Origin of the sequence: Seleniivibrio woodruffii, assembly GCF_029267515.1 — a bacterium.
Taxonomy (GTDB): Bacteria; Chrysiogenota; Deferribacteres; order Deferribacterales; family Geovibrionaceae; genus Seleniivibrio; species Seleniivibrio woodruffii_A.
The window spans coordinates 103,031-116,107 of sequence record NZ_JAJUIS010000003.1; the positions used below are offsets into that span (position 1 = coordinate 103,031).

Genomic DNA, 13,077 nt, shown 5'->3' on the forward strand with positions numbered 1-13,077 from the left:
TAATAACTGGAATGACCATTTGATTGTTATTTCGGAGTTTTCCGATGGAGAAAGAGTTTTTCAGGTCCATAATAAATAAAGCCGATTTCGGCTATGTGCTGCTCAGTTCCGAAGTTTTCAATAATTACCGCAACTCTGTGATTGAAGATGCAAACGAGGCTTTCGCTTCGATGGTCGGGTGTGTTTCAGCAAAAATTATCGGTACGAAAACCGTATCTTCAAACTGCCCTTTTTTCGGCGGTGATTTCGAAAATATCGTAAAGAATTCCATAATTATCCCCGTTTTTCATTTTGTTCCGGAACTCGGCAAGGGTTTTCACATCGAATCGGTGAAATCCGCTGAGGGACAGGTTGCACTTATCGTGCGTGACGACAGTGAAATGTCCTCTGCCTATACCGCTCTGAAAGAGAAGCAGGAGCAGCTTAAAACACTCATCGACGCCACGCCGGACATTATCTGTTTTAAAGACAGCAAAGGGCGCTGGCTGGAAGCCAACGCGAGCTGCCTTGCCGCTTTCGCTCTCAGAAAAGAGGATTACACCGGAAAGAGTGACAAAGAGCTTGCAGACTTTACCCTTCCGATATTCAGAGAGGCGCTGGAAGCCTGTGCCCGCTCCGATGAAAGCACATGGCAGAAGAAGGTGATAAGCCGCGAAGAAGAAATAATTTCTATGCCAGACGGCAGCGTTCGGGTTTTCGATGCCATCAAGATACCCTTGTTTTATGATGCGGAGAAGACAGTCCGCAAGGGACTTGTCGCCCTCGGCAGGGACATTACAGACCTGAAAAATGCCTATAACGAAATACGGAGACAGGCAGGGCTGATAAGATCCCTTTTCAATACCATTCCCGACCTGATTTTCTACAAAGATCTGAACGGCGTATACCTCGGATGTAACAAGGCTTTTGCGGAATTTGTAGGGGAAAATACTGAAAGCATCGTCGGAAAGAGCGACTATGACCTTTTCGCGCGTGAAATTGCAGAAGAGTTTGTGGCAAATGACAAAATAATGCTGGCAATGCGTCAGCCGAGAATAAACGACGAATGGATAGAGTATAAGAACGGCTCAAGGCATCTTGTTGCCACGGTTAAAACGCCCTATTACAGCGCCGACGGAGAGCTTTCCGGTCTGCTGGGCATCAGCCGTGACATAACCGAGCTTAACAGACAATCCCGCGAACTTCAGGAGATAAACGCAAACCTACACGACACCATCGTAAGAGAGACGGAGAAGAACAGAAAATACGAACAGATTCTTTTTAATCAGAAGAAGCTGGCGGATATCGGCAACATAATCAGCGCTATGGCTCACCACTGGCGACAGCCTCTTAATGCACTGGGGCTTTATATTCAGGATATCTGTCAGACTTACAGGGAAGACGGGCTTAATAAAAGCTATATAAAAGATTTCGAAACGACCTGTATGCAGCTCATCGGCAGTCTTTCGGATACTATAGATAATTTCAGCGATTTTTTCAGACCGCAGGGCAATAACTCCGCATTCAAAATAATGACTGAAATAAGGGATATTCTTAAAATATACGAGGCGAAACTGGCGTATCACGGCATAAACTTCAGTTCCTCCTGTATCTGCGGCTCCAACTTTATGGATTGTCAGGAATTTTATGAGGAAAGCAGCGCGTGCGGATATCAGAATATAGTTGTTGACGGCTATAAGGATGAATTCAAACAAGCATTCATCAACGTGCTCCAGAACGCTGTTGATGCGCTTGACGAAGAGTCTTATCCGGATTTGAAAGAGAAGATAATAAGTGTTGACGTTACCAGTGAAAACGACAGACTGCTTATAAGAATATTCAATAACGGCAGACAGATACCGGAATATGTAGCCGAAAGGATTTATAACCCTTATTTCACAACGAAAGGCGAGGGTAAGGGCACTGGCATCGGGCTTTACCTGACTAAAAATATCATTGAGAATTATATGCGCGGCAGGTTGTATTTTGAGAATGTGGAAAACGGTGTAGCATTTTATATCTCACTGCCTGTCAGAGATCTGAAACCTGTCCGCGAAACAACTTAAAGTCCATTACTATGGTCAGTCCGCCGAGATGGTTGTTAAATGCTGCAACCTTTCCGCCCAGGCTCTGTTCCGTGAGCACCCTGACCATATAAAGACCTATGCCTGAGAATTTTGCATCATTTTTAGTTGTAAAATAGGGTTCAAATATACGCCCCAGAAGTTCGGGCGGAACACCTGTTCCGTTGTCTTCTATACTGACAGTGACTCTTTCATCGGAGCAGACAATGTTGATAGAGATGTTCCCTTCCATATCCGGCTGTTTCTCCATCCTTTCAAGTATCGCCTCATAACTGTTGTTCAGTATGTTGATTAGCATCTGGCGGAACTCCCCCGGCTGCCCGTAAAGAGTTATTTCGCTGCATCTTTCGCATCCCTGACATGGTGAGAAATGTATGTCCGGTTCCCGTCTGCACATAAATCTTGTTTTGATACTTTTTGATGCAATGTGTACCGAGAGGATTGCGTTTGTGTTTTTAAGTTCCTCAACTACATTGAATTTTTCTTTATTGCCTCCGGTTTCAAAGAACAGCCTGAAATTGTCTATGGTGTCGGACATCTTTTTCACAAGCGTCATGGCAGTCTGTTCAAACTCAGTGTATATAGGAGCGGTTTCGTCGATGTTCAGGCTGTCGGGTATTGACTGAATCATCAGACCCAATGCGTTCAGCGGCTGGCGCCACTGGTGGGCTATGGCGCTTACCATAAGCCCCATATCGGCCAGTTTCTTCTGCTCGGCTAGGACGTGGGACTGCCTGCGGTTCTTTTCAACCTCTTCTTCAACGCGTTTTTCAAGGTTCTTGTTAACAGATTCAAGCTCAAGGTTCAGTTCCCGCAGCTTTTGTTCCATTTCAACGGAACGACTTATGTCCAGACAGTTGAAAAGCAGAGACTTTTCACCCAGTTTAACTGCTTTGGTCATCATAGAAGTCTCTTTTCCTTCACGGTCGACGATATGCAGAATACCCTCGTTGTGCCCTTCATGAAAAGCTCTGGAATAGAATTTATTCAGCTCGTTGCGCCTGTCTGCGGTTATGAAATCATAAAGAGATCTTATCGCCATATCTTTTTTTGCCAGCCCGACTGTCTCAAGAAACCTCAGGTTGGCTTCCGTGAATATTTTTGAATCGTTGGTGGTAAATATTGACATGGGTGAATTGTCTATGTATTCCCGATACTGGGATTCGCTTAAAACCAGCTTGTTAATGGTCTCCTCATGAAGTTTTTCCAGTGCTCCGACAGTTTTGTTGAAACCTGTTCGGATGAGTAAAAGGGACAGAAAGCAGAAGACCAGTGTTACGAATATAACCCTCAGTGTGTAGGAAAGCATTGCTGTGACGTTCGGGGTTACATCTTTCGCGTATATGAATTTTCCAAGCTCCCTGCCGCCGGAGGAGTAAAATCGGATGTCGTCGGAAACCCTGTAGTGCATGTTGCCGACACTGACCATGTCACTCAGGGAATTATAATCTTTTACGGATTCGAGAAGTCTGCGGAACATTGTATTGTTGGTATTCTGCATTAGGGCGTATCTGCCGTAGACAGGCATCCCTTCGATTTTCTGTGCGGAGGTGTCCGCAAGAACAGCCATGCTGTAACCGGTAGACTGTTCCATAGCCTTGCCGTAAAATTCAAGAGAGGTGCCGAGTTCGACGGAACCTATCAGCATACCGTTGTAGTACATCGGCAACGCAGAGAACTGGAAAACGCGGTCTGCGCATACTTCGTATGCAGTTCCCGCCGCTTTGCCGGAAAGGGCGTTCAACACAGCTTCTGATACCGGATCGGGGCAGTGGTCGGCTTTTCTGTCGCTTGAGAAAAGCAGAGTTCCGTCTGCCGCAATTATCCTGAACACAAATGTGTCATCGGGATACTCGAAATCCAGCGCGTTGGTGTGGATAGACATTCTGCCCATAAGCAGCGGAATGTTCCTGCTGTTCACAGATTCCAGAAGGGACGGGTCGGAAATCAGTCTGTTCAGATTCGATTTGAGCACTCTGGAAAGCTGGGATGTCACAAATCTCTGGTTGTTTTCCACCAGATAGCTTTCCTGTGTCAGTTCAGCTTTATATTCCATATAGCGCAGAGATATATTGGACAGTGCGAATAATGTACACGTTGTAATAAGAATCATGCTGGCATAAATAAAGATTTTGTGTTTGATACCTTGGTTATAGTTCATAACGAAGTATAACCTGTGAACCGTGATATTTAAATAGAAGTTGAAAGGAAAGGGGTGTGCTTATCACACACCCCGAAAACGTTTAAATGTGGTTTCTTTTCTTGATAACGTATATTATGGCACTGGCGCACGCAATTGAGGAATAGGAACCGACTATGATACCTATCATCATTGCGAACGAGAAGCCGTTGATAACCTCTCCGCCGAAGAAATAAAGTGCAACAACAGAAAGCAGAGTCAGGAAAGATGTTATTATCGTACGGCTCAGCGTTTCGTTAATGCTGAGGTTCATCAGGTCTTTAAGAGGTACTTTGCCCTCTTTGTCCTCGCGCATTGTCTCCCTGATACGGTCGAAAATGACGATTGTGTCGTTAAGGGAATAACCGACCAGAGTAAGAACAGCAGCAATGACCGTTATGGTTATCTCTTTGCCCAGAAGGCTGAAAAAACCGAGAGTGATGATAACGTCGTGCACAAGCGCAATTATTGCCGCCGCCGCAAATATAAACTGGAACCTGATGGCAACGTATATGAGAACCGCTATGACCGAGTATATAACGGCGTTGAACGCCATCTTTTTAAGATCTTTTCCGACCTGCGGACCAACCTGTTCAACGCGGACTATGGAGAATTTATTATCTTTCATCTCCGTTGTCAGACCGTCTTCTATGGATTCGTTTATCTTTTTAAGGTCTTTGTTGGTCATTTCAACACGGATGAGAACGTCTGTGTCGGAACCGAAGTTCTGAATTATCGCTTCACCCACGTCTATTTTGTTCATTACCTTGCGTATGGTATCCAGATCAGGTGTTTTTTCGAACTTAACCTGAAAAACCGTTCCTCCCGCAAAGTCGATTCCGTAGTTAAAGCCTTTTGTGAACATCAGTCCGAGGCTTATGACTATGAAGAATGCCGAGATGGAAAAGAAGATGTACGCCTTTCCCATGAAGTCGAATTTTGTTCCCTGTTTTATCAGTTCAAGCATTTCTTCCTCCCTCCGGCTATATGCTCAAAGATTTGACTTCCCGTTTGCCCATGTATGTCCAGAAGATCACACGGGTTACGAAGATAGCCGTAAAAAGAGATGCCACGATACCGATTGCAAGGGTTACCGCAAAGCCTTTGATGGGACCCGTACCGAACTGGTAAAGGACGATTGCGGATACGATGTTTGTAACGTGCGCGTCTATGATTGACGAAAAGGCTTTATGATAGCCGTATTCCATCGCATTCATAGGCGTTCTGCCGAGCCTCAGTTCCTCACGCACACGTTCAAAGATAAGAACGTTGGCGTCGATTGCCATACCCACCGTAAGGATGATACCGGCTATACCCGGCATTGTCAGTGTTGCGCCGAACTGCGCCATAACGCCGAGGATTATTATGAAGTTGGTGAAAAGAGCAAGGTTTGCAACCCATCCTGACCATTTGTAGTAAACAGCCATGAATGCGACGATGAGGATGAAACCGATGATACAGGCGTTGATGCCCGCCTTGATAGAGTCAGCACCGAGAGAAGGTCCCACAGTTCTGTTCTCTTCTATTTTAACGGGAGCGGGGAGAGAGCCTGCGCGAAGAACTATCGCAAGATCCTTCGCCTCCTGCATGTTCGACATACCGTCGATATATGCGGAACCGCCGGGTATCTTGGACTTGATAACAGGTGCGCTGTACACGTTGTCGTCAAGAACAATAGCCATGCGTTTTCCGATGTTTTCTCCTGTCAGTTCCTCAAACAGCTTGCTGCCAGCCGCGTCAAGTTTAAACTCGACAATGGGTTGCCCGTAATTGCTGTTGAGGCTGACCTGTGCGTCTGTCAGATAGTCTCCTGTAAGAACCACGTCGCGTTTCAGAACAAAAGGAATTTTGCTTACAGCGCCTGTTTCTTTGTCTGTGTGTTTCTGATAAAGGATGATATCGTCAAAGGGAATATTGCCGCTTGCCGCTTCGCTTTCGGAAACTGTGTCGTCAACAAGGTGAAAGGTGAGCTGTGCGGTTTTACCGATAAGGTTTATTGCACGTTCGGGGTCTGTTACACCCGGAAGCTGAACAACAACCTGATTTGTTCCCTGTCTCTGGATGATGGGTTCTGAAACGCCGAACTGGTCAACCCTGTTGCGTACAACTTCGAGCGACTGGTCAACAGCCGATTCCTTGATATCCTTGACCGCCTTGGGGTCGAGGATATATGAGAGTGTGTTCTCTTCGGATATGCTTACGTCCTGCAATGTTGTATAATTTTTGCTGACGATGTTCTTTGCCTTGTTGAAGTCTTCGGGGGTTTTAAGAGAGATGTTTATCTTTCCCCCGCTGGCTTTTTGAACGAAATTAAAGTTTATTTTTTCGGCAGCCAGCTCTTTTCTGAGCTGCACAACGGTGTTGTCGATTTTTCCGTCGACAGCTTTGTCTGTGTCCACACCGAGTACAACGTGCATACCGCCCTGAAGGTCAAGACCGAGGTTGATCTTGTCTTTGAGCGGAAGCATTGAAAAGAGAGACCAGCCGAGAACAATTAAAATTACTGCCCAGCGGACTTTCAGGTTCATGTTTATTTTTTCTCCTGTTCGGTGACTTTCTGCGCAATTCCGTTTTTGGTGAGCTTAACGGTCACTCCGTCTGCTATCTCAACCAGAAAAGTGTTGTTGTCGAGAACTTTGGTAACTTTGCAATAGATACCGCCTCCGGTGATGAGTTCGTCGCCGGCTTTGATGGCGTTCAGCATGTTCACATGCTCTTTCTGTTTTTTCTGCTGCGGTCTGATAAGCAGGAAGTAGAAGATACCGAATATCACAACCATCATCAGAAGAGGTGCGAAAGGGCTGCCCTGTGCTGCGGGTGCGTCCGCTGCGTATGCGATACTATTGAACATTTATAGTCCTCCTTGGCTCATTTTATCGAGCGTTTCTTTCATAAAATTATCATAAACCCCTAACTTTATAGCATTTCTGGCACGTTTTACAAGTGAAAGATAGAAATGCAGGTTATGAATACTGTTAAGTCTCAGCCCAAGATACTCTCCCGCTTTGTGAAGATGGCGCAGGTATCCGCGGCTGAAATTGCGGCATGTGTAGCATGAACATTCAGCATCCACAGGTTCGTCTGAGAGTTCCCATTGCTTGTTCTTTATGTGCAGCTTGCCTGTTGATGTGAAGAGCATAGCGTTGCGCGCGTTTCTTGTGGGCATAACGCAGTCGAACATGTCCACTCCGTATTTTATACCGTGCAGAAGATCCTGCGGAGTTCCGACGCCCATGAGATATCTGGGTTTGTCTTTCGGCATGTATTCGGTGGTGTATGAGGTTGTCTCATACATGAGCGGTATCTCCTCGCCAACTGAAAGCCCGCCGATGGCGAACCCGTCAAAGTCGATGGATGTAATCTGCTCCGCGCTTATTTTGCGGAGATCGTGGTCTGTTCCGCCCTGAATGATGCCGAAGAGCGCCTGATGCGGGTTGGTTTTTGCCGCGCGGCTGCGGACAGCCCAGCGATATGTGCGCTCAACGGATTTTCTTACATATTCCTTTTCCGCGGGCAGAGAGACACATTCGTCAAACGCCATCATGATGTCGGCGCCGATGTTCTGTTGTATTTCGATGGAGCGTTCGGGGTTCAGAAAGAGTCTGCTGCCGTCAAGGTGGCTGCGGAAGTGAACTCCGTCGTCGGTTATCTTGTTCATCTCGGCAAGGCTGAACACCTGAAACCCGCCGCTGTCTGTTAGGGTGGGCTTATGCCATGAGTTGAATTTTGCCAGTCCGCCGAATTTTGCGACAATTTCGTCGCCGGGGCGCAGGTGCAGGTGGTATGTGTTGCCCAGAATTATCTGAGCCCCCATATCGTCAAGCTCCTGAGGGCTGATGGTCTTGACCGAGCCAACCGTACCGACGGGCATAAATATGGGTGTTTCGATTATCCCGTGCGGGGTTGTGATAGTGCCTGTTCTGGCTCTGTTGTCCGTTTCTTCAAGTCTGAATGAAAACATCTGTGTCCTTATTACAAAAAATGAGACTGCTTCGTCCGTTGTCCTCGCAGAGCCTTGTTTTGCTCACGCAAGCAGGTTTCATCCTGAAACCCTGATACCTTACTCTATATACATGGCATCGCCGTAGCTGAAAAATTTATATTTTTCTTTGACGGCGTGTCCGTATGCCTTCATTGTCAGGTCGTATCCCGCAAACATGCTCACCAGCACCAGAAGCGTGGACTTAGGGAGGTGAAAGTTGGTTATCATACTGTCTATGACCTTGAACTTATATCCGGGCTTAATGAAAAGATTGGTCTCTCCGTAGCCGGATTTTATGTTTCCGTCTTCGTAAGCTGATTCCAGTGCTCTGACAGCGGTGGTTCCGACAGCTACAAGCTGTCTTCCGTCCGCCCGCAGATGGTTTATCTCTTTTGCCGTTTCCGGCGAAATATAGTATTTTTCCCAGTGCATATCGTGGTCTTCCAGCCAGTCCGTCTTAACGGGTCTGAAAGTGCCTATGCCTATATTCAGAGTCAGCTCAAGTATCTGAACCCCTTTGGCTTTCAGCTTTTCCAGTATCTCTGCTGTGAAATGCAGTCCCGCCGTGGGTGCCGCGACGGATGCCTCGTCCCCTGAATACACCGTCTGATATCTGTCCGCGTCGGATTCGGTATCCTCTCTTCGGATATAGGGCGGAAGAGGGATATGACCGAATTTGTGCATCACTTCCGCAGGGTCGGTGCTGAAACGCACCAGACGCGTTCCGTCTTCCCGCATCTCTTCTATGACAGCGGAGCCTTCAGGAAAATTCAGTTGAGTGCCTTCTTTAATGTTCCCTTTTGTAAGGCATAGGCACGCGTTGTCCCCCATACTTTCCAGAACGAGCAGCTCAATGATTCCGCCTGTGGGCTTTTTTGCATAGAGACGCGCCTTCATGACGCGGGTGGAGTTGACCACCAGAAAGCAGTTTTCATCTATCATGTCAATGATATCTGTGAAGACACCGTCGGATATTACGCCGCCTTTCCGGTGGATGTGCATGAGACGCGATGTTCCGCGCGTTTTTGCCGGATTTTGGGCTATCAGCTCTTCCGGCAGGTTAAAGTCGTAATCGGCGACTGGAGTCTTAGATATTATCCGCAAGATATTTCTTAACCTTTTCTATGTTGTTGTCCATAAGGACGCACTTTTTAGGCAGATCCTCAAGCGCCGATATGGCGGACGGAACGGAGGGTTTTACCTTCGCCGCCTTTTCCGCAACTTCCGGGAATTTAGCGGGATGCGCCGTTGAAAGGCAGATGTAGTCCGCATCGTGGAATTCCAGCGCCGCGCCTACGCCGCAAGCGGTGTGGGGGTCGAGGATATATCTGAAAGTGTTGTAGAAATACTGAATGACAGTTTCCGTCAGTATATTGGATGCGCTGAAAGTGCCGAACAGTTTCTGCGTATCTTTTATCTCTTTGTCGGTGAAAGTGATTTTGCCTGTGGCTTTCAATTCCGCCATTTTTTCGATAACTTTAGCGCTGTTCTCATTATAAAGGTAATACAAAAAACGCTCGAAGTTTGAAGCTATCTGTATGTCCATGCTTGGGCTGTGGGTTATCACAACCTCTTTTATGCTGTAGTCGCCGTCGTTTATAAAGCGGGACAGGATGTTGTTCGCGTTGGTGGCGAGGATCAGTTTGTCAATGTTCAGACCCATGCGCATTGCAAAGTATCCGGCGAAGATATTACCGAAATTGCCTGTGGGCACGACGAAGCGTATCTTTTTCGCGCCCTGTTCCTGTGCCCGGAAGTATCCGTAGAAATAGTAGACCACCTGAGCCAGAACCCTTGCCCAGTTGATCGAGTTCACCGCACCGAGTTTATTCTGTTTTTTGAAGTCAACGTCGGCAAAGATAGCCTTTACTATGTCCTGGCAGTCGTCAAAGGTTCCGTTGACAGCGACGTTGAAAACGTTTTCATCGGTTACCGATGTCATCTGCATCTTCTGCACGCGGCTGACCCTGCCTTCGGGGTGGAGTATGAATATTTTTATGTTGTCTTTCCCGCGAACTCCGTATATGGCAGCCGAACCTGTGTCGCCGCTTGTTGCACCGATGATATTCAGCTTTTCTCCGCGCTCTTTAAGGATGTATTCGAAAAGGTTGCCGAGAAGTTGCAGGGCAACGTCTTTGAACGCGAAGGTGGGACCGTGGAAAAGCTCCTGAACGAACAGTTCGCCCTTCTTTATAACGGGTGCAACCTCAGGAGTGTCAAATGAGGCATAGCTTCTGTTTATCAGCTCTTTCAGGTCGTTTGCAGGGATGTCGTCCGCGAATTTGCTTATGACAGCATAAGCAAGTTCGGGATATGTCATTTTTGACATGGCAGCAAGTTCGTCTTTTGTCAGCGCAGGTATCTTTTCGGGGAGCAGAAGCCCTCCGTCCTCCGCCAGACCCATCATGACGGCATCTTTGAAACCGACCGGTGTAGTTTTTCCTCTTGTGCTGATATATTTCATCTTTGCCTCTTCCGGTGAAAAAACAGGGGGCATAAAGCCCCCTTGTCAGATTATTTTGATTTTGGAAAATTAAACAAGTTCAAGCTGAGAGAAGAAGTATGCAATCTCAACTGCTGCCGTTTCGGGAGCGTCGGAACCGTGTGTAGCGTTGTTGTCGATGCTTTCGCCGAACTCTTTTCTCAGTGTGCCTTCTGCTGCGTCTTTGGGGTTTGTTGCGCCCATAAGGTCGCGCCAGCCTTTGATGGCGTTTTCTTTCTCAAGGACCATAACTATGCAGGGGGCGCTGCACATAAAGTTTGTAAGGTCGTTGAAGAAGGGACGTGCCGCATGAACTGCATAGAAGCCTTCCGCTTCAGCTTTTGTCATGTGCATTTTTTTAAGACCGACTATTTTAAAGCCCTCTTTTTCGATTCTGCTGATGATAGCGCCTGCATTGCCTTTCGCTGTTGCGTCGGGTTTGATGATTGCGAATGTTCTTTCCATCGTTAATCCTCTTGTTTGTTTGTTTTATTTGTGCATGTATGCTCTATCATAAGTTAAAAAGATATGCAATTTTTTTCAGACGGCTTACATAAATGCAACATCACCTGAGATAGCTGCGCACTGTCTCTTCCAGCCTGTGCCTCTCGATGCCCAGAACACTGAACGCACTGTCGTCACTGCAGACGTTTCCCTCGGTGAGCATTATGAACTGATCTTTGGTGATGGGAAACCAGTCGGTCTTCCCGAACATCCCTATTGCTGCCCTTATGAATATCTCCGGTACAGGCAAAAGAAGGTGATTCCTGCCCAACACGGCGCTTATCATTTTAAGAAGCCCTTTATATGAAACAACGTCCGGTCCGCAAAGGCTGTAGGTTTTGCCAATGGTTTCAGGTGTATCTATAGCTTTTACAAAGCAGTCCGCAACGTCCTGGACGTATACCGGCTGCATGGGGTATGAACCGTCGCCGAAGTAGCTGAAAACCGGAGTCTTTTTCATATAGTCAGCGAGCATGTTTATGAAAGTGTCCTGCGGTCCGTATATGAGCGACGGGCGGAAGATTGTGTAGTCAAGTCCCTTGGACGTGACTGCGTTCTCCCCGCGGCATTTGGTTATATGGTACATGCTGACCGCATCCTCACGGGTTCCGTTGGCGGACATGTGGATGAACCGCTTGACTCCGTTTTCCGCGGCTGCGGACGCAACGTTTTCGGACGCTCTTGAGTGCATGTTCTCAAAGGTTATCCATTTTTCCGGAAATTCGCGGATTATACCCACAAGGTGGATGACAGCGTCCATTCCGTGCATCGCTTTGGCAAGACTCATATTGTCAAGCACATCACCGTAAAGCTCCACAGCAGGGTGCCCCAGTTTTTTTTCGCTGCCCTTGCGCACAAGGGCATAGGGTGTGTATCCGTGTCTGTTCAGCGATTCAATTACCGCGTTCCCAACAAAGCCTGTAGCTCCTGTAACCAATACTTTTTTCATATGACATGCTCCTTCCTGAAACTGAAAAAACCTGTCCTGCTGACTATTATATGGTCAGCCATGACTATATCCAGTGCGCCGAGCGCTTTTATCAGCTTATCTGTCAGGGCTATGTCGTCCTCCGAAGGGCTCAGATTGCCTGACGGGTGGTTGTGTGCCACTATGACGAAGCTAGCTTTCTTTCTGAGTGCTTCCTCGGCTATCTCCCTTGGATAGACGGAAAGTCTGTCCACAGTCCCTTTAAAGAAAGTGCGGTAGCCCAGAAGTTTCTTATTAACGTCCATGAACAGGGCGAAAAACTGTTCTTTCTGCTCATAGCCTATGCGGAAACGGAGGAACGATGCCGCTTTTTCAGGTTTGTCAATGGTGACCGCCTCAAGTTCTATTTCCTCGTAGCTTATTCTGGAATAGAGCTCTTTCAGCACAGAGAAGAAAAATTTAGCCTCTTCTCCGAGCCCTTCCACATCCGCCATGGAATATCCGGCGACGCCGCTTATGCCGCCCGCTTTTTCTATGAGCGCCTTCGCCTGCGGCTTAACATCCCTGCCTCTGATTACATATCCGAGGAGCAGTTCAATGACTTCATAGTCGTAAAGTGATTCCGGCTCTTTGGAAAACCTCTGCTTGAGCCTCTGTCTGTGTCCGGTGTAGTGTTCTTTCATTACTTAAATATATCATAAGCGGGACAAAAGTGTAAATGATTAGACAAAGTGATGTGCCCGCGGTCAATAAAATATGAGTTGCTTTGCTTGGCTAGCAAAACATCCCTGCTGTTTTATGCGAATTAAATACGAAAAACCTCTGCCATTACTGAAAGGGCGGAGCATTAAATTAAGTTTTTCAACAGTCTTAATTTTTATCATTTTATGACAAAAATTATAGAAGTGTGAGCAAAGGACGGGTTTATCCTGTGTTTTG

Annotated in this window: 11 protein-coding genes; 1 reads left to right on the top strand and 10 read right to left on the bottom strand. The window is 47.0% G+C overall.

Annotated features, from left to right (window positions below; translation table 11 throughout):
* Positions 1-44 precede the first annotated feature (44 nt).
* On the top strand, positions 45-2,045 hold the full coding sequence (locus tag Q7P67_RS04515; protein ID WP_303850715.1) for a PAS domain-containing sensor histidine kinase: 2,001 nt from the start codon (positions 45-47) through the stop codon (positions 2,043-2,045).
* Here Q7P67_RS04515 and Q7P67_RS04520 read toward each other — a convergent pair.
* The 10 genes from Q7P67_RS04520 to Q7P67_RS04565 form a co-directional block, all read right to left on the bottom strand.
* Complete coding sequence (locus tag Q7P67_RS04520) at positions 2,011-4,119, bottom strand: ATP-binding protein (RefSeq protein WP_303850716.1); 2,109 nt, start codon at positions 4,117-4,119, stop codon at positions 2,011-2,013. The genes Q7P67_RS04515 and Q7P67_RS04520 overlap by 35 nt on opposite strands.
* 187 nt (positions 4,120-4,306) lie before the next feature.
* The gene (secF, locus tag Q7P67_RS04525) at positions 4,307-5,209 is read right to left on the bottom strand and encodes a protein translocase subunit SecF (protein ID WP_303850717.1); all 903 of its coding nucleotides are present in this window, start codon (positions 5,207-5,209) and stop codon (positions 4,307-4,309) included.
* A 16-nt stretch (positions 5,210-5,225) separates the two neighbouring features.
* Positions 5,226-6,770, bottom strand: coding sequence for a protein translocase subunit SecD (gene secD, locus Q7P67_RS04530; RefSeq protein ID WP_303850718.1), 1,545 nt, complete (start codon positions 6,768-6,770; stop codon positions 5,226-5,228).
* A gap of 2 nt (positions 6,771-6,772) precedes the next feature.
* Positions 6,773-7,093, bottom strand: coding sequence for a preprotein translocase subunit YajC (gene yajC / locus Q7P67_RS04535; RefSeq protein ID WP_303850719.1), 321 nt, complete (start codon positions 7,091-7,093; stop codon positions 6,773-6,775).
* Entirely contained in the window at positions 7,094-8,203 is a 1,110-nt protein-coding gene (gene tgt, locus Q7P67_RS04540; RefSeq protein ID WP_303850720.1) for a tRNA guanosine(34) transglycosylase Tgt, read from the bottom strand.
* Between the two features lie 99 nt (positions 8,204-8,302).
* Complete coding sequence (gene queA / locus Q7P67_RS04545) at positions 8,303-9,319, bottom strand: tRNA preQ1(34) S-adenosylmethionine ribosyltransferase-isomerase QueA (RefSeq protein ID WP_369695995.1); 1,017 nt, start codon at positions 9,317-9,319, stop codon at positions 8,303-8,305.
* Positions 9,312-10,688, bottom strand: coding sequence for a threonine synthase (gene thrC / locus Q7P67_RS04550; protein WP_369695996.1), 1,377 nt, complete (start codon positions 10,686-10,688; stop codon positions 9,312-9,314). The genes queA and thrC overlap by 8 nt, the downstream gene beginning before the upstream one ends.
* A gap of 69 nt (positions 10,689-10,757) precedes the next feature.
* Entirely contained in the window at positions 10,758-11,171 is a 414-nt protein-coding gene (ndk, locus tag Q7P67_RS04555) for a nucleoside-diphosphate kinase (protein WP_303850724.1), read from the bottom strand.
* A 100-nt stretch (positions 11,172-11,271) separates the two neighbouring features.
* Positions 11,272-12,159 carry a complex I NDUFA9 subunit family protein gene (locus Q7P67_RS04560; RefSeq protein WP_303850725.1) on the bottom strand — a complete coding sequence of 296 codons (888 nt, stop codon included), beginning with the start codon at positions 12,157-12,159 and terminating at the stop codon, positions 11,272-11,274.
* Positions 12,156-12,821 (bottom strand): RadC family protein, encoded by a 666-nt coding sequence (locus Q7P67_RS04565; protein WP_303850726.1) that lies wholly within the window; start codon positions 12,819-12,821, stop codon positions 12,156-12,158. Before Q7P67_RS04565 ends, Q7P67_RS04560 begins: the two co-directional genes overlap by 4 nt.
* Between the last annotated feature and the right edge of the window lie 256 nt (positions 12,822-13,077).